Below are 16,873 nucleotides of genomic sequence, written 5' to 3'. Positions count from 1 at the left end.
TTTGCATGCTGCCGAGGTCTGCGCGACTCTGCCTCATCCTGACTGCATCGCTCGTGCTCGCGCCGTCATTGGCGCCGGCCAAGGGAACGAAGGCTGCGAAGGATGCCCGCGTCTATTTCATCTCCCCTGCGGACGGGGAGACGGTGACCGGGCCCGTCATCGCCCGCTTCGGGCTTCGCAACATGGGCGTTACCCATGCGGGTGACGATTTCGCCGGCAGTGGCCATCATCATCTTCTGGTCGACGTCGACGAGACGATGCAGGCCGGCGAGGAGATTCCGCGTGACAAGAAACACGTTCATTACGCAGCGGGGGAGACGGAGGCGCGGATCGAATTGTCGCCCGGCAAGCACACGCTGCAGCTCGTGCTGGGCGACACCAGGCATCTCAACTTCGATCCGCCGGTGATCTCCGAGAAGATCATGATCACGGTGAGCAAGCCGAACGGAGGCGAGCAGGAGGCGCGCGCGACGCGTGGCGTCAGCGCCCGAAACAGACCGCAGATCCGATCCGTACCAGCCGAACCGCCGGCCCAGCCCGAGCCGTCGCCGGAGACGACGAAGTCGCCCGAGAGCTCCGACTTCATCAGCCGCGTCTTCTCCGGGACGAAGTGACGACCTCTCCATTCCCGGTGGCCGGGCGCGTTGATGTGCGTCTGCTTACGCGCGACCGTGGGACGCAAGCTCGGTCGCTCCTTGTGGAACCATCGCCGAGGGCGGCGCTTGTCGCTCCATAGCGGCAAGGGCGATCCATCATCATCCTGTCTGCCGCAGCGATGGAATGAAGCATGTCGAAATTCGCGCCAAGGCTCGCGAGGCGCGCCGACGTCGCGCTCCGCAGCGGCGGCGAGAGCAAGGGCAGCTCACCCGGCCGTGGCCGCTCGTCCGGGCGCGATTCCATGGCAGATCCCGACGCGAGCTGGGACGTCGTTGCCGAGGCATCCGACAAGTCGTTTCCCTGCAGCGATCCGCCATCCTGGCCGGTGGTCGGTGTCGGCAAGGGCAGCGCCCGGCCCTGAGATCAGGATCGCTTCTTCGGTATACCGCGGTTCGCACGCATGTGCGCTTGACGGTTGGTAGATGCGTGCGCACAGCCGCATTGTCATTTTCCGGTACCGATATCGCTCCGGTCGTGTGAACGATCGCAGCGCTCAGAATATTTTTTTCTGAGGCTTAAGGTCGCAGCCGTGTAGCTGTCGGTTCCTTTCTCGCCTCACCCTGGTCACAGCCGCAATCGGGCAGGAGTGTGGTCCCGCGCGCATCGCCAGTGACGCCTTATGCGCGAGGAAGGCGCGTGCGCCTCGCGCCAGTGCTGCTACATCCTTGCGAATCAATATCAGTTGCAACGTACGGGGAACTACGCACGTTGCCGATTCCGGAAAAAGATCAGCAGCCTGCCGACACGGTTCGATCCTGACTGGAACGTATATGAGTTCGCATCTCAGCGACATTGCGGCCGGATGCGGATTGTTTCGAGCCGCGCATGCGTGTTCGAGGCCGTCCGCCGCGGAATGCGATGTCCAAGTTTCGTTGAAATCTCCCTCCCCTTTGTAGCCCGCGCATCGAGCGCTGTTGGCGCCGATGGCGCAGTCTTCGAGGAGGGATTTGATAATGAAGGTCATCAAGATAATGGTTGTGGCATTGGCGGCGGGTCTTGCGTCGGGCTCCGCTGCGCTCGCCGACGGCTACAAGGATTGCACCAAGCTCGACAAGGCGTCGTGGAAGACAACGGCCGAGGCCGAAGCGAAGGCGAAGGCTGCCGGCTACGAGGTCCGCCAGACCAAGATCGAGGGCACCTGCTACGAGGTCTACGGCGTCAAGGGCGGCAAGCTCTATGAGCTGTTCTACAGCCCCGAGGACCTCGCACTGAAGCATACGAAGGCGAAGTGATCTGATGGTCATGCGTGACGCAGGCCGGGCGCAGCGGAGCGTCTCCTCCGAGACGCCGGCGAACTCAAGTTCGGGGACCGTGGCGGTCTGGGATTTTCCGCTGCGCGTCTGGCACTGGTCGCTCGCGGCCTTCGTGCTCGTCGCCTGCGTCACGCCCAACACGTTCGACCGCCTGCATCGGCTGGCGGGCTACGCCGTCATCGGTCTGCTCGCCTTCAGGCTGATCTGGGGATTGATCGGCAGCCGCCATTCGCTGTTCGCGCGGATCAGCCTCAAGCTGCGGGCGGCGCCTCAATACATCGTGGGCATGCTGCGCGGAGAGACGGGACGCTATCTCGGGCTGAACCCGGCAGGCGCCGCGATGCTGGTCGTGATGCTCGCGCTTCTGATCGTCTCGACCATCAGCGGCGTCATGCAGGTCTCGGTCCGGTTCTTCGGCGTCGGCTGGATCGAACAGGCGCATGCGCTGTCGTCCAATGCCATCATCGCCCTGATCGCCGTGCATGTGCTCGGCACGGTGTGGATGAGCGTGCTGCAGCGGGAGAACCTGATGCGCGCGATGGTCACGGGACGCAAGCGCGTGCCCGGAATCGTGCGTGCGGCGGCGGCGCGCAGCGTCGCACGGCAGAACCCGGAGCCCGAGCCGATGGCGAACGAGGAGCACGTATCCGTCGTGCCCGATCTGCCGCCCCTGCGCGTGAATCCGACGCTTGGCGCCGCGAAGCCCGCACGCATGCCGCGGTCCCTCAGCATTCACGACAAGCGGCTGGGGGTCGGCAGGTGAGGCGGCGGGCATCGGTCGTGTGCGCTCGCCGCCGATATGGGCGGGCGGGCTCGCGTCTGATTTCATTTCTGGTGCGCGCAAGGCTTGTCCGCGCACGGCTCGAGCTGGATGGAGGCACACGCACATTTCGGTCCATGCCGCGCGGGACCAGCGCGAGCGCGTTCCTATGCGTGTATCTCGCTCGCAGTCGCCTCGACGAGCCGGCGCATGAGGATCATGCATGTGCTGCGCGCAGCGCGCGCGGTCGAACGTGAGTCTCGTGTGGTTCGCGGGGTGTGCGACGACGCTGCATGACCTGTCGTGTCTCATATCAGCACAGCCGCGATGCGAACCAAGGCGATCATGCTGCTCTCGACCGCAGAAACCGCTGATTTTCGTCGCTGTCATTCGGTGCCGCGCGTCGGCGATGCTCAAGCCGATGCATCTGCGCGGCGCCGCGACGCTACGCAACTAATAAAGTCGCGCGCTTTGTCGCACACAACGATGTTGTCAAATTTGGACACGGCAAATTGCCGCATTCGGGACTTTATAGTCGTTCTATGAAGTGTCGGAGACTCGTCGAAACAGGCGAGCGTCTGGAAGCCGTCCGGCACATTCGGGTGAATTCGGGACAGGGACATACACCATGAATCTCTTTGGGAAGGTACAGGCAGCAGGAGCCGCCGCGCTGTTGATCGCGGCGCTCGCGCTTCCGGCGGGCGCGGCGGAGACCACGATCGAGATATCGGTCAAGGACAACAAGTTTCAGCCGACGGAGATGAAGGCGCCGGCCGACACGCCGATCGTGTTCAAGGTCAAGAATCTGGATGGCGCGCCGGTCGAGTTCGAGAGCGAGCCCCTGGAGTTCGAGACGGTGATCAAGCCGAACATGGAAGGCGTCGTGAAGGTCAAGGCGCAGAAGCCGGGACGCTACGAATTCTTCGACGACTTCCATCAGGGAAACAAGGGCACGCTGATCATCGAGTGATCCGGCCTTCGGCCCCCGCGGCGCCGTGATGCCGGAACGTGTCACGCCGCGGGGGGGCGCTTCGCAGGTTGCCGAACTCGACGGAGACGAGGCTTTTTGGAACGGGCAGCACGAGAGACGGTCGCTTCCAGACGTGGCATCGGTCGCGACGTCTCATGGTGCCAGGAGGAGTCGGTTGCGATCACCGTGCTGCTCGTGACGCTGTTTGGAGCCGCGCCGTCCTACGGTCAGACCGTCGTTCCGGGGAGCCAGGTCAGAGCCTATGCAGATCCCGGGGCCGCCGAGGGTGGGCCGGTGGTGGTCGTGCCGAACCGCCGCCGCCAGCCGGCGCGGCCCGCGAATGGCAATGGACCGCTGGTCATTCCGCAGGTGATCGTTTCGCCTGGCGGCGTCGAGCCGGAGCCCAAGGCGGCAACGCAGGTGGATGGGGCTGCACCGCCGCGGCCCCGGTCTCCGATCGATGCCGGCGCGGGCGCGCTCCCTCAGGCCGCGCGCCGCGAACCGGCGCCGCGTCTGGCTCCGGTTCGAAACGGCTTTTTCGGTGCTCCGTCCGCCGGCCTCCTGGTTGGCGGCTGCTTGTCGACGCCCGGCCGGCTGTCGACGACGAACGTCCCCAATCGCTGTCTGGATGCGCTGGCCTTCGCCGTCAGTCCGCCGCCGGCCACCCGTGGCGTGCTGCCGCGCAACCTGCCGCCAATTCCGCGACAGGATGCGCAGCCGATTCCCGTTCTGGCCGATAAGCCGAAGATGCGGCTGCCGCCGGTGAACAAGGGGCAGAAGCCGCAGGAGCCGCCGGCGCAGCCGCCGATGATGGAGGAGGACCCCTATGAGCCCAAGGGCATCACGGTGGGAAACTTCATCCTGAAGCCTGCGTTCGAAATGTCGTCAGGCTTCGACAGCAATCCCGGCCGTGTACCACAAGGCAAGGGCTCGGCGTTCGTCAGCGTTGCGCCGGTCCTGCTCGTGCGCTCTCAGTTCGAGCGGCATCTGCTCAACGCCGATGTGCGCGTCGGCTACATCGACTATGCGAAGCTCCGGCAGCTCAGCAGGCCTACCGTCGACGCCAAGGTGAATGGACGCTACGACATCACCGATACGTTTGCGCTCAACGGCGAGGGGCACGTTGCCGTCGATGCCGATGATCCCGGCACGCCGCGCTTCGCCGGCCGGTTCGCCAAGATTCCGCTGGCCTCCACCGTCGGCGGCTCGGCCGGCGTCACCAAGCGGTTCGAGGAGGTCGAAATCTCGACCAAGGCCGCCATCGACCGTGTCGCCTTCCAGAACGCGCCGCTGATGGACGGCCAGATCGTCAGCAACGCCGATCGCAACTTCGTCCAGTACGGCTCGCAGAGCCGCGTGACCTACAACCTGACCCCGGAGATCCGGCCCTTCGTCGACGTCGCCGTCGACCGCCGCGTTCATGACATCGCGGTCGATGCCGAGGGCTTTCGCCGCGACTCCACCGGCACCGCGGTCGAGGCGGGCGTGACCTTCAACTATGCCGACAAGCTGACCGGCGACGTTGCGGTGGGTTATCTCACGCGCCGCTATCAGGATCCGATGTTGAAACCGGTCAACGGCTTCATCGCCGACGCCAACCTGACCTGGCAGTATGCCAAGGAGACGGCGGTGATGTTCGGCGCCAAGTCGCAGGTCGTGGAGATCACCGAGCCCGGAATCTCCGGCGTGCTCAAGCGCGACGTCACGGTCGGCGTCGAGCACCAGTTCGAGCCGTGGCTGATCGGCACCTTCCTCGCCGGCTTTGGTCAGGACGCCTTCACGGGCACGACGCGGGTCGACGACCGCTACCTGGTCGAGCTCGGCATGCTCTACAAGTTCTCACGCCTGCTGCAGCTCAGGGCCAGCGTCCGGCGCGAGGAGACGCGCTCCAACTTCCGCGAAAACAATCTGTCGGCGACCGTGGTGCAGGTCGGCGCGCGGGTACAGTACTGATCGGCTGCCCGGCAGGCGCCCGCGCGCGGCATCTGCGGTCTTCTGAGCGCGCGCCTGGAGATCACGCCTGCTGTCGTGACGCGGCCACAGTCATTCCGGGGCAGGGCCGCAAGCCTGGAAGCTGGAGTTTCGCGCCGGCTTCGCCATGTAGTATAGCCACCCAGCGACGGGTGGACGCGCGGCGGGAGTGGCTGGCTCCAGTCTCCAAAACGAAATGCAGCGCCCACGAGGTGAGCGCTGCCAACTCCGGATCTGCGCGTCAGTTCGGCCACGACTACTTCTTCTGATTGAAGTTCACGTCGAGGCTGAAGCTGAACTGATCGTCCGTCAGTCCGGACGGCGGCGCGGGCACCGGGTCGGAGCGGCGGATCATCGCAAGCGCGGCATCGTCGAACATCGAGTCGCCGCACGACTGCATGACGGACGCAGACACCACCTTGCCGGCCCGGCTTAGCACCAGCGCGACCTTGACCGTGCCATTGTGCTTCTTGCCTTCCGGATAGCGCTTGTGCAGCTCGAAATAGGCGCTGATCTTGCGACCCCAATCGTTGGTCAGCTTCTGCTTGTCCTTGCCCATTCCCGGATTGGGGGCCTTGGCCGTCTCCGCCGGCGGCGCGGCCTCGTCCAGCGCCTTGCGGGCCGATTCTTCCTGCGCGGCAGACGCGACCGACGCCTCGGCCTGCTGGGTCGCCTGCTGCTGTTCCTCCTTCTCCGGCTTCTTGGGGTCGTTCTGCGTGACGACCCGATCGGCCTCTTCCTCGGTCTCGGTCGGCTTGTCCTTGACGGCGTCGGACTCCTTGACTTCGGCGGTCTGCTGCACCTGCTCCGGCGCAGCTTCGGCCGCGTCGCTGTCGGGACCCGGCGGAAGATCGTTGTCCTCGACCTGGGGCGAGGCCATCTCGAGCGCGAACTCGGCGCCGGCGGCGCCGAGGCCACCTTCCGCATCATTGCCGCTGAGATGGACGACCGCGAGTGCGGCGCCGCCACCGTGCAACATCACGGCGCCAATCGCGGCTGAGATCCACAAGCGGCGCGACGCTCCTTGATACTTGTGTTCGACCATTCTTCACTTCCGTCGTTTCACTGGTTTCAATGTGCAGCCTGGGCGGCGGCCTGTGAGACGCCTTCGACAGTCACGAGCTTGATCTTCGGATAGCCGCCGGTCCGCAGCAGCTCCATCACGTCCATCAGCTCGCCATAGGCCACGCCCCGGTCGGCGCGCAGGAAGATGAACTTGTCCTTGGCGGCCTCGGGGATGTGCTCGAGCGTGCTGACCAGGCTCGCCCGCCTCACCTGCTCCTCGCCGACGAACAGCGTCAGATCCGGCTTGATGCTGACATAGATCGGCTTGTCTGGCTTCTTCTGCGGCGTGGCGGTCGAGGTCGGAAGATCGACCGGCACGTCGACCGTGGAGAGCGGTGCCGCGACCATGAAGATGATCAGCAGCACCAGGATCACGTCGATGAACGGGGTGACGTTGATGTCGCTGGTCTCGCCGAGATCGTCGTCACCATCACCTTCAGACAGAGAAACGGCCATGACCTACTCCGCTGCGAGCGCCATCGGAGGCGCGGAGTGGACGTGGATCGGCTCGAAGCGCTCGCCGTGATGGCTGTGGTGGCTCTGGCCGCGGTCGAGATCGCGCGACAGCATGCGGGCGGTGGCGCCGGAGGACCGGTTGACGAGCTCCATGTAGCCCTTGGTCACCCGCGTGAAGTGATTATAGATGATCACGGCCGGGATCGCGGCGACGAGGCCGATGGCGGTCGCGAGCAGCGCTTCGGCGATGCCGGGCGCGACCACGGCGAGGTTCGTGGTCTGCGACTTCGAGATGCCGATGAAGCTGTTCATGATGCCCCAGACCGTGCCGAACAGGCCGACGAAGGGCGAGATCGAGCCGATCGTGGCGAGCAGCCCCATGCCGGTCCGGCAACGCCGGCCTTCGGCACGCACGATCTCGGAGAAACTCGACGCCGCGCGCTCGTTGACGCCGTGAGACGGCAGTTCGGACGACATCCTGATCTCGTGCATGGCGGCATCGATCAGTGCCGTCAGCACGTTCTGGCGTGATCCCAGCGCGAGCTTGGCTTCCGACAGCCAGCGTACGTCGTCGACCTTGCGCAGCGCGCTGCTCAGCTTCCGGCGCAGGATGGAGAACTCGATGGTCTTGGCGATGAAGACGGTCCAGGTCGCAAGCGAGGCGAGCGCCAGCCCCATCATCACCGACTTCACGAGAATGTCGGCGGCCAGGAACATCGACCATGGCGACAGATCGTGCGGCACGTGTGATGCCGCCTGCGCACCGCCTTGCGTCGGCTTCTCTGCCTGATCCTTCGCCTTGTCGCCCACCGACGCGTCAGTAACGGTTTCGGCAGCGGTCGACGGCTGGGCGTCGTTCGTTGCGGCTGCCGGCGCCTGGCTCGTTGCGGCAGCCTGCGGCGTGGTGACAGCCGGTGCCGGTGCGGCCGCCGTGGCGGCGCCGCCGGTGGCCGGAGCCGTTGCCGCGGGAGCAGGCGCGGCCGTCTGCGGCGCGGGCTGGGCAACAGCGGGGGCCGTCTGCGCCTGTCCGATGGTCACTGGCTTCGGCGCCGCGCTCTGAGTTTGAGCTGCGTGCGCAACGGGAGCCGGCGCGCTGGCCGCGGCGGCGTTGACGGGCGCAACGGCAGGCGCCTGCGTGGCGGCCGCTGTAGCCAGAGGCTGAACGGATTTCGCTCCGGTCGCATTCGCCGGATTTGGTGCTGTGGTCTGCGGGGCGGTTGCAGCCTGGCCAGGTCTCGGCGATGTGGCCGGCTGCTCGGCATGCGCCATGGCGCCGGCCGAAACGGCTGCGATCACCGCTCCTACATGAAGAACGATCCTGAACATGTTGCTGCATACCCCTTGGTAGTTATCTTCTCTGTAATGTTTCTAGTCGTAACCCGGCTGTTTTGAGACGGCCCGTTGACTCAAAGCGGGAACATCAAGGTCGGCAGTCACTCCGGTGAGTGCGATGCCAAATGAAAAATCGAATCGTGCGGCCTGTTCATCGGCCGTCGATGCCGCACGTGACGTCCTAACTCCCTGAAAGTCCTGATGCGAGACGGAGCTAGCCGTGCATGACGCCGCCGATGCGGCCGCGCGTCACGCAATTGCCTCCGTTCGGTCTTCCATCGATTCTAATTAGTCGGCACCGCCGTGATGATCCTGTTCGGTTGGTACGAGGGCATGCCGTGCGGCTTTCGGGACGGGATGCCGTCCGAAAGGAGCTTGAGGGCGTCGAGTCCGAATCAGAATGTCGATGAGATCGGCGTCGTTCAAGAAACATGCGCCGCGCGCCCCTGATCACGTCGTGATCAACGGCCATCGCGGTCGTGATGGGGGCTCAAGTTCGCGAGGCGCACGCGCTCACCGCCACGGAAAGTCGCAGAGCTCGCCAACGACGATCCGCCAGCGGTCAAAGACATGGATCGACAGCTCCGAGAAACGGACCAGCTGACCGCATGTGAGCTCGGATGGCGGTCTGTCGCGAGCGCTGGGGACTGCGCTTGAGCAATGGGATCATCACCAAAACGAATGAGCCGGGCTGCATCGCGTGCAACCCGGCTCGTAAACGATCGAACTCAACCAGATCGTTGCGACCGAAGGAGAACCTCTAGTTCTCGGCCCAGTAGCGGATCAGGTTGTGATAGAGGCCGGTCAGCCGCACCATTTCCGGATCGTCGCGCCCCATCCGCTGCGACAATCCCTGGATCGTCGTATCGAGATCGAAGATCATGCTGCGCGCGAGGGGATCGCGGATCATGCTCTGCAGCCAGAAGAACGAGGCGACGCGGACGCCGCGCGTCACCGGGGTGACCATGTGCAGGCTCGAGGAGGGATACAGCACGAGGTCGCCGGCCGGCAGCTTCACCTCGTGCGAGCCGTAGAGATCCTCAATCACCAGCTCGCCGCCGTCGTAATCCTCCGGCTCGGAGAGATACAGCGTGACCGAGAGGTCGGTGCGGATGCGCAGGCCCGTGAGCTTGTCGCCGCGCACGGCGTTGTCGACGTGGATGCCGAAATGATGACACGACTCAGCGCTGTAGCGGTTGAACAGCGGCGGGAAGATCTGCTGCGGGATGGCGGCGGCGAGAAGGCGCGGATTGGCGGTCATCGCCGAAATGATGCGGTGGCCGAGCTTGCGCGCCACCTCGCTGTCGGGCGGCAGCTGCTCGTTGCGCTTGACCATGGCGGACTGGGCGCCGGCCGTCGAGCGGCCGTCCTCCCAGTCGCTGGAGTCCATGATGCGGCGAAACTCCGCCACATCGTCTTTGCTCAGAATTTCGGGGACACAGATCAGCATGAACTCATCACTTGATGTATGCCCCCGGCTGGGTGGTCTGCGATCAGAACCGTCCGGACAGGACGATCGAAGCGCTTCGTCCCGGACCGACGAGCACGAACGGCGTGGCACTCTGATAGAGCGCGTCGTAGTAGAGCTTGTCGAAGATGTTGGCAACAAACACCTTCGCCGTCCAGTTCTTGTCGAGCTTGGCTTCCGCGAACGCATCGAAACGCCAGTAGCTCGGCAGCTCCGTGCCCTGGTTCGCCGCCAGCCAGGTGCCGCCGAAGATCTTCGAGCGGTACACCGCCTGGCCGCCGATCTCCCAGGTGTCGTTGATCTGGTACTTCGTCAGCAGGCTGAACGACTGGTGCGCGGTGTTGGCGAGCTGCAGGCCGACATTGCTGGCGAACAGCGCGGTATTGGCTGGCGGGATGTTCGACTTGGTCACCTCGGACTGCATCAGCACGATGCCGCCGAAGATGCTCCATTTGTCGGTCAGCTTGCCGCCGGCCTGCAGGTCGATGCCGCGGATGCGGTAGGCGGCACCGGCCGAGAGACACGGCACGGAGCCGATGGTGCCTGCCGGATACGGGCAGTCCGCGGTGGCCTGCGCGGCGCTGGTGATGTTGCGCGACTCGCGGGCGTTCTCCTTCTCGGTCTGGAACAGCGCTCCCGTGACCAGCAGGCGACCGTCGAGCAGCTCCCATTTGGTGCCGATCTCGATCGAGGTGTTCTTCTCGGGCCCGAAGATCTGGTTTGCGCCGCCATTGGTGACCGCCGACAGGCCGCCATATTGCGGGCTGAGGCCGTCGAACTCCGCGCCGACCGGATTCGACGAGGTGGCGTAGGCCGCATAGAAGCTGGCGTAGGGCACCGGCTTCAATGTCATGCCGACGTTGAAGTTCGGCATGCCGCTGGAGGCCGCCGTCGAGCCCGGCGTGTTGGCGACGCCGTTGACGGTGCCGAAGCCGTCGACCCGGACGTCGTATTTGTCGTAGCGCACGCCGCCGTTGAGGATGACGAGATCGCGGTAGTTGACGCTGTCGAGAGCGTAGACGCTCGCCGAGTCGATCTTCACGTTGGTCGGGAATTGCCCCAACGATGGAATGCCGAACGGCAGGTTGGTGAACTGCGGGTTGAACACGCTCACGCCCGAGAGCGAACCGCTGCCCGCGAACGCCAAGCCCTGCTGCTCGGAGGTCAGGCCGGTGTAGCTGTTGATGCGCGCCTTTTCCTGCGAGACCTCAAGGCCGGCGAGCACGGTGTGCCTGAAGTTGCCGGTGTTGAACTTGTAGGTCGCCTCGAGCTGGTTGGCGAGCACGTCCGTCTGCTGGAAGCGGCTTTGCGGATTCGCCCTGATGAGCGCGCCGGACGGCGGATTGATGTTGGTCGGGCCTTCCGGCAGCGTGCCGATGTAGTTCAAGGTCGAGCGCGACACCCGGACCTTGTCGGAGATCGTCAGGTCGGGCGTGACCTTCACCTCGGCATTGAACGAGCCGATGTCCTGTCCGACACGCGAGAAGTCGCGGTTGACGAAGCCGTACCAGGCGTTGCGCGGCGAGCCGACCTCGGGGAACGGCGCGCCGGCGGTGAGCGTGCTCGGCCGATAATACGGCACGCCGAAGTCCGGACGGCCGGTCACCTCGTTGTGGATGTAGTTGGCGGACAGGGTGACGGTGTCGAGCGGCGTCCACTTGGTGGCGATGAAGCCGCCGTTGCGGTTGTCGGTGACGTAGTCGCGGCCGGCAACGCCGGCATCCTGGAACAGGCCGCCGACGCGGGCAGCGAAGGTCGGCGTGATCTTCTGGTTGACGTCGATCACCACGCGCTTGGTCCTGTCGGTGCCGAGCGTGGTGTCCATGTTGTAGAAGCTGTTCTCGGTCGTGGCCTGCTTGGTCACGATGTTGATCGCGCCGCCGGTGGTGCCGCGGCCGGCGAACGACGACGCCGGGCCGCGCAGGATCTCGACCTGCTCGGTGAAGAAATTTTCGCGCACGGAGACGCCGGCGTCACGCACGCCGTCGATGAAGACGTCGTTGCGGGCGTCGAAGCCGCGGATGAAGAAGCGGTCGCCGAACGCGTTGCCGCCTTCGCCGGTGCCGAGCGTCACGCCGGCGGTGGAGAGCACGGCGGATTTGAGGCTGGTGGAGTTCTTGTCCGCCAGGATCTCCTTGCTCAGGACGGTGACGGTCTTTGGCGTGTTGAGCAGCTTCTCCGGAAACTTGCCGGAGGCCTGCAGCCGCTCGCCCTTGTAGTCGGAAGCGGGGCTGGAATAGGGGTTGCGGTCGGGCGGCAGATTGCTCTTCGGCGCCGCGGCCTGCTGCTGCTGTTGCTGGCGGGCGGCGCGGCGCATTGCGTCGCGCGCGCGGACCTGGTCCGCGGTCGGGCGCGAGGCGGCCGGCTTGGGGCGCGCCACCGGGGCTTCGACGTTGACGGACGGCAGCGGCGCCTGCTGGGCTTCGGCACTGGAGAACGAGGCAACCGCGATCAGGCTCGCGACCGCCGAGACTTTCACACCGGAAATCTCGGGAGATGGATCCCACTCGTGCCCGCTTGCCCCTCGCAAGCTCCTTGGAAAGATTGCCTTACCCATACTCGACCACCCCATTCGTTACGCAAAACTTTGACTTGGGTTCGTTTGAACGCCCGCAACGGGCGCGGGCCTGTTGCGAATGCAAGTCAAGAAGCGAGGGAAAGCGGTCCAAAGCTGGTTCCGCTGGTGGCCGGAATACGAAAAGTTTCCATCCATTTCTGAAAATGAGACTTGTTCGCAAAATGTCGCCTCACGGCAACAGTTGAAACCTCCTGGGTTGAGCTGATCTCCATCATTCAATTGCTGATGGGAGAGTTGGTGGTCTTTCACGTCGTCTCGCGAGGTGAATCGTGCGCTTGACGATCACTTCGGTCGATCTTCGGTTCGAGCTGCTCCCCGCCGCGTCGCGAGATGCGGCGGGAATCTGGCGAATCTGTTTCCCGATCGGGACGCGTATGCGGCTCAGAACTTCGCCGTGGTGATCAGGTAGAACGCGTGGCCCGGGATTTCGACCGTGAGATCAGCGGCGCTCGGCGATGATCGCGACCGGCCCGCCGCCGTCGGGGCCCTGATGCTCGGCGCCGCCCGAGACGAACAGGTCGGTGAAGCCGAACAGCCCGGCCAGTGCGCCGCCGACGAAGGCGCGGGCGTGGCGGGTCGAAGAGACGTCGCTGTCGTCAAGCATGGTATGCCGCTGGCCGCGCAGCCGGCCGCTCTGCGCTGCCTCCGCCTTGGCGAGCACCGCGGCGATGCGGCTGCGATCGGCGGCCGGCACCTGGCCCGGCACGTTCAGGCCGAGTCGGGCGAGCGCCTGCCGCGCCGGCTCGATGTCGATGGCATCGCCCATGACCGCATGATCGATCGCCAGCGGCCCGCTCCACTTGGCCGACATGCCGGCGACCATGACCTCGTGGTCGAGCAGCTCGACGCCGCCCGATGTCGCCGCGCGCCCGCTGTAGCGCGAGACATCCGTGCAGATCGTCGCATCGGAGAGATCGGCAGCGGCGACCTCGCCGAGCGCGACGGCGACACCGAGCGCCGAGGCGCCGCGGGAAAAGCCCATCGACTTCAGCGTATCGCGCACGGCGGTGCGCTCTCCCCGCGCCTCCACCGCCTCGATCCGCTCCATCGTCAGCAGCGGGCATTTCACCTGCACGTAATGGACGTCGGCGGGATCGCTGATGCCGGCGTCAGCCATCGCCGCGCGCACGCCGTCCGCCACGAGCTCGACCTGCTGCATGCGGCCGAGATGCTCGCCCGCCAGCGCCGCCGTGCGCGCGCGCCCGAGCGCCAGCGATGCCGGGAAAGCGCGCGGCGCCACGGCGTCGCCGCCGTCGCGTGCCTCGAACACGATCATGTGCGGCGACAGCGCGCCCTCGGTGCCGCCGGACATCACCATCGCGATCTGCCGCACGGCGTCGGCCGCGAGATATCGGCCGAGCAGCGCCTCCAGCGAGCGCACGGCGAAGGCGCGGGTGAAGTCGTTGACGCAGCCATTGCCCTCGGTCTTGCCGAGAATGGCGACGATGCCGGCGGGATCGATGGCGCCTTGCGCGATTCCGGCCTCGAGCGCGCCGACATCGTCCGGGCTGCGCATCGGCAGGCGGTGAACGTAGGCGCGGCGCAGCGTGGTCGGCATGTCGAGAACTCCTGTCGGGCGTCCGGCGACACTAGGCAATCACGAAGCCGCGCGCGACGGTGTTCCGGGATGGTCCGCGTGCTATCCTCCGCAATCCCATCTCGACGACCGGTGATCCATGCCTCTCTGGACCTGCTTTCAATGCGGCGCGCAGTTTCCCGATACGAAGGCGCCGCCCGGCCATTGCGTCGTCTGCGAGGACGAGCGGCAATATGTGAACTGGAAGGGACAGAGCTTCCTCAGCCGCGACGACCTTGCTGGCCGGCATCAGGTCATCTGGCGCGAGGATGACGGCCTGACCGGCCTCGCTTTGGATCCCAGCTTTGCGATCGGCCAGCGCGCGCTGCTCGTTCCCGAGCCGGACGGCTGCGTGATGTGGGACTGCATTCCCTTGGCGACGGAGGCAGCCATTGCCCGCGTCCGCTCATTGGGCGGCCTGAAGGCCATCGCGGTGTCGCATCCGCACTACTATGGCGCGGTCGCCGATTGGAGCGAGGCATTCGGCAACGCGCCGGTCTATCTCCATGGCGACGACCGCGCCTTCGTCACCCGGCCGCATCCGGCCATCGTGCCATGGACGGGCGATCGCCTCGCCATCTCGGATGACGTCGTGCTGCTGCGGACCGGCGGGCATTTCGCCGGCGCCACCATCCTGCATTGGCGCAAAGGTGCCGGTGGCAAGGGCGCGCTGTTGACCGGTGACATCGCGATGGTGGCGATGGATCGCCGCCACGTCAGCTTCATGTACTCCTATCCGAACTACATCCCGCTCGGCGCCGCCGCCGTGCGCCGCATCGCCGATGCGGTCGCGCCGCTCGCCTTCGACCGCATCTACGGCGCGTGGTGGCAGAAGAACATCGGCGACGATGCGAAGGCGGCGTTCGATCGCTCGGTGCGGCGCTATCTCCAGGCGATCGCCTGAGCCGCTGGTTCCACGAACCCCCGTAAAGTAACGGGGCATTAGGCACAACCATAAGGTTGTATTTGAGCGTCTTGCAGTCTTTGGTCGGATGGTATCGAAGTATCCCGGGCGGAGTGGGGTACCTCAATGCGTTCGCAATCGTGCTCGTCGGTGACCGGCGCCATCGCGCCGGCCGGCCTCATCCTGCATTCAGATACTCTCCCGGGCCTGCACGATCCGGCGTTCGCGTCCACCGCCAGCCACATGCAGCGGCTCTGGGCCGTGCTGGCGCTCGTGCTCGCCATCGTGCTCGCGCTGCCGTTCCTGCTGGTCGATGTGCCGCCGGTGCTCGACTATCCGAACCACCTCGCGCGCCTGTTCGTGCTGGCGCATCCCGACGATCCCGTGCTGTCGCAGATGTACGCGCCGAACTGGCGCATCCTGCCCAATCTCGGCATGGATGTGATCGGCGTCGCGCTGCTGCGCGTCACCGACGTTCATGTCGGCGGCCGCATCCTGCTCGCGCTCAGCCTGTTCGCGCCGCTCTTTGGCGTGATCGCCTATCACCGCGCGGTGTTCGGCCGCTTGTCGCTGTGGCCGCTGGCGGCCGGCATCATCGCCTATGACGGCGTCTTCCTGCTCGGCTTCATGAATTTCCAGCTCTCGCTTGGTCTCGCGCTCGGCGGCGCCGCCGGCTGGGTGGCGCTGCGCCGTCGCGGCTGGCTGCCCGCGATCGCGTGGGGGGCCAGCGCCGCGGCGGCCGCCTTCCTCTGCCACATCTTCGGCCTGCTGTTCTTCGCGGTCCTGATCGGCGCTGGAGAGGCCGATCGGCTGTGGCGGCTGCGCCGGTCGCCCGGCCTTGCACGGGAGCTGGTGGTCGTCGCCTGCGCGCTCGGCATCACGCTCAGCCCGGCCGTGCTGCTCTACGGGCTCTGTCCGCTGGGTGAGGGCGGGCTGCAACTCGGCGCCTGGATCGGACCTCCGAAGCTGTGGCGCATCATGACGCCGTTCCTGACCACCAGTGCCGAGCTGACGGTCATAACGACCGTCGCGGTGCTCTCGGTGTTGATCCTCGTCCGGCGCCAGATCGTCGTCGCGCCGGGCATGCCGCTGGCGCTGGCGGCGCTGTTCGTTGCCTTCGTCGCGGCGCCATGGAGCGCGCTGGGCGGAACGTTCATCGATATGCGCTTTGCCGCGATGTGCGGCCTGCTGCTGTTCGCCGGCCTGCAGCCGGTCGTGTCCGGCAGGACGGCGGCGCTCGTCGGCATCGTCCTCGCGGGCCTGACGCTGATTCGTACCGTGGACATCGCATCGGCATGGATCGATCACAGGGTCGACCTCGCCGAACTGCGCGCGGCGATCGCGCATGTGCAGCCCGGCGCGCGCGTCATCGCCGCGCATGGCCATGAGCAGCCCGTCTCCAGCCGGCGCGAGCGGATCCTGCCTGGATTCCGCTATGTCGATTCCCATATGGCGGCGCTGCTCGTGATCGAGCGACGGGCGTTCTGGCCGCTGATGTTCGCCCATCCGAGCCAGCAGCCCGTGGCGGTCCGTCCCTCCTTCGCGCGCCTTGCGCAGCCGCTGGCCGAGCCCGCCGCGTGGCGCTGGCTGCAGCCGGACACGCCGTCCGCCGACGTGTTGCAACTCGCGCGCTATCTGGCCGGCTGGCGGTCGCACTTCGATGCCGTTCTGCTGCTCGACCCGCCGCTCCCCGAGCAGCCGGTCGCCGGCCTCACACCGCTCTATCTCGGCAGCTACATCCAACTGTTCCGCGTCGGGCAGGGCGGCACCGGCACCACGGCGGTGCAGAAGCCGGAGCCTGCTCCGCGGACGGCCTCACCGTCCTGAGGCCGGAGAGCGGCGGCTGGGCGCTCGCCAAGCTCGCTTCCGGCATCCTCGTCTTC

14 protein-coding genes are annotated in these 16,873 nt (G+C 66.0%); 8 read left to right on the top strand and 6 right to left on the bottom strand.

The genetic code is table 11. The annotated features are described in order from the left end of the window. Window positions 1-5: 5 nt before the first annotated feature. The 6 genes from QX126_RS03080 to QX126_RS03055 all read left to right on the top strand — a co-directional run bounded on the left by QX126_RS03080 (window position 6) and on the right by QX126_RS03055 (window position 5,593). Window positions 6-614 (top strand): DUF4399 domain-containing protein, encoded by a 609-nt coding sequence (locus QX126_RS03080; protein ID WP_315736408.1) that lies wholly within the window; start codon window positions 6-8, stop codon window positions 612-614. A gap of 173 nt (window positions 615-787) precedes the next feature. Continuing rightward, window positions 788-1,018 (top strand): hypothetical protein, encoded by a 231-nt coding sequence (locus tag QX126_RS03075; RefSeq protein ID WP_315777693.1) that lies wholly within the window; start codon window positions 788-790, stop codon window positions 1,016-1,018. 592 nt (window positions 1,019-1,610) lie between these two features. After that, window positions 1,611-1,889 (top strand): PepSY domain-containing protein, encoded by a 279-nt coding sequence (locus QX126_RS03070; protein ID WP_315736410.1) that lies wholly within the window; start codon window positions 1,611-1,613, stop codon window positions 1,887-1,889. Window positions 1,890-1,899: 10 nt separating this feature from the next. Beyond that, complete coding sequence (locus QX126_RS03065; protein ID WP_315772417.1) at window positions 1,900-2,673, top strand: cytochrome b/b6 domain-containing protein; 774 nt, start codon at window positions 1,900-1,902, stop codon at window positions 2,671-2,673. A 625-nt stretch (window positions 2,674-3,298) separates the two neighbouring features. Beyond that, complete coding sequence (locus tag QX126_RS03060; RefSeq protein WP_315736411.1) at window positions 3,299-3,640, top strand: cupredoxin domain-containing protein; 342 nt, start codon at window positions 3,299-3,301, stop codon at window positions 3,638-3,640. Window positions 3,641-3,736: 96 nt separating this feature from the next. Continuing rightward, on the top strand, window positions 3,737-5,593 hold the full coding sequence (locus tag QX126_RS03055; RefSeq protein ID WP_315779227.1) for an outer membrane beta-barrel protein: 1,857 nt from the start codon (window positions 3,737-3,739) through the stop codon (window positions 5,591-5,593). A 274-nt stretch (window positions 5,594-5,867) separates the two neighbouring features. On the opposite strand, the gene QX126_RS03050 is transcribed toward QX126_RS03055, so the two are convergent. From QX126_RS03050 to QX126_RS03025, 6 genes are all read right to left on the bottom strand, one after another. Then, the gene (locus QX126_RS03050) at window positions 5,868-6,656 is read right to left on the bottom strand and encodes a TonB family protein (RefSeq protein ID WP_315779225.1); all 789 of its coding nucleotides are present in this window, start codon (window positions 6,654-6,656) and stop codon (window positions 5,868-5,870) included. 26 nt (window positions 6,657-6,682) lie between these two features. After that, a complete protein-coding gene (gene exbD / locus QX126_RS03045; protein WP_315779223.1) occupies window positions 6,683-7,132 on the bottom strand; it encodes a TonB system transport protein ExbD in 450 nt (149 codons plus the stop codon). Window positions 7,133-7,135: 3 nt separating this feature from the next. Next, window positions 7,136-8,170: a tonB-system energizer ExbB gene (exbB, locus tag QX126_RS03040; protein ID WP_315779221.1), complete on the bottom strand. Its 1,035-nt coding sequence runs from the start codon at window positions 8,168-8,170 to the stop codon at window positions 7,136-7,138. Window positions 8,171-9,224: 1,054 nt separating this feature from the next. Beyond that, window positions 9,225-9,914 (bottom strand): Fe2+-dependent dioxygenase, encoded by a 690-nt coding sequence (locus tag QX126_RS03035; RefSeq protein ID WP_315779219.1) that lies wholly within the window; start codon window positions 9,912-9,914, stop codon window positions 9,225-9,227. A 43-nt stretch (window positions 9,915-9,957) separates the two neighbouring features. After that, entirely contained in the window at window positions 9,958-12,489 is a 2,532-nt protein-coding gene (locus tag QX126_RS03030; RefSeq protein WP_315779217.1) for a TonB-dependent receptor, read from the bottom strand. A gap of 460 nt (window positions 12,490-12,949) precedes the next feature. Continuing rightward, on the bottom strand, window positions 12,950-14,068 hold the full coding sequence (locus QX126_RS03025) for a ring-opening amidohydrolase (protein WP_315779215.1): 1,119 nt from the start codon (window positions 14,066-14,068) through the stop codon (window positions 12,950-12,952). Window positions 14,069-14,186: 118 nt separating this feature from the next. Here QX126_RS03025 and QX126_RS03020 point away from each other — a divergent pair, with 118 nt between their 5' ends. Further along, a complete protein-coding gene (locus tag QX126_RS03020; protein WP_315736419.1) occupies window positions 14,187-14,990 on the top strand; it encodes an MBL fold metallo-hydrolase in 804 nt (267 codons plus the stop codon). Window positions 14,991-15,116: 126 nt separating this feature from the next. Next, complete coding sequence (locus tag QX126_RS03015; RefSeq protein ID WP_315779213.1) at window positions 15,117-16,817, top strand: hypothetical protein; 1,701 nt, start codon at window positions 15,117-15,119, stop codon at window positions 16,815-16,817. Window positions 16,818-16,873: the final 56 nt, after the last annotated feature.

The sequence above is a fragment of the Bradyrhizobium sp. SZCCHNPS1003 genome (genome assembly GCF_032381555.1).
In the GTDB taxonomy this organism is placed as follows: Bacteria; Pseudomonadota; Alphaproteobacteria; order Rhizobiales; family Xanthobacteraceae; genus Bradyrhizobium.
This window is presented reverse-complemented; position numbering and strand designations above follow the sequence as displayed.

Bases quoted from the DNA above. Each gene is read 5' to 3' on its own strand.
- QX126_RS03075 (WP_315777693.1), top strand. From the start codon at position 788: ATGTCGAAATTCGCGCCAAGGCTCGCGAGGCGCGCCGACGTCGCGCTC.
- QX126_RS03070 (WP_315736410.1), top strand. From the start codon at position 1,611: ATGAAGGTCATCAAGATAATGGTTGTGGCATTGGCGGCGGGTCTTGCG.
- QX126_RS03060 (WP_315736411.1), top strand. From the start codon at position 3,299: ATGAATCTCTTTGGGAAGGTACAGGCAGCAGGAGCCGCCGCGCTGTTG.
- QX126_RS03080 (WP_315736408.1), top strand. From the start codon at position 6: ATGCTGCCGAGGTCTGCGCGACTCTGCCTCATCCTGACTGCATCGCTC.
- QX126_RS03050 (WP_315779225.1), bottom strand. From the start codon at position 6,656: ATGGTCGAACACAAGTATCAAGGAGCGTCGCGCCGCTTGTGGATCTCA.
- exbD (WP_315779223.1), bottom strand. From the start codon at position 7,132: ATGGCCGTTTCTCTGTCTGAAGGTGATGGTGACGACGATCTCGGCGAG.
- QX126_RS03065 (WP_315772417.1), top strand. From the start codon at position 1,900: ATGCGTGACGCAGGCCGGGCGCAGCGGAGCGTCTCCTCCGAGACGCCG.
- QX126_RS03035 (WP_315779219.1), bottom strand. From the start codon at position 9,914: ATGCTGATCTGTGTCCCCGAAATTCTGAGCAAAGACGATGTGGCGGAG.
- QX126_RS03015 (WP_315779213.1), top strand. From the start codon at position 15,117: ATGCGTTCGCAATCGTGCTCGTCGGTGACCGGCGCCATCGCGCCGGCC.
- QX126_RS03030 (WP_315779217.1), bottom strand. From the start codon at position 12,489: ATGGGTAAGGCAATCTTTCCAAGGAGCTTGCGAGGGGCAAGCGGGCAC.
- QX126_RS03020 (WP_315736419.1), top strand. From the start codon at position 14,187: ATGCCTCTCTGGACCTGCTTTCAATGCGGCGCGCAGTTTCCCGATACG.
- QX126_RS03025 (WP_315779215.1), bottom strand. From the start codon at position 14,068: ATGCCGACCACGCTGCGCCGCGCCTACGTTCACCGCCTGCCGATGCGC.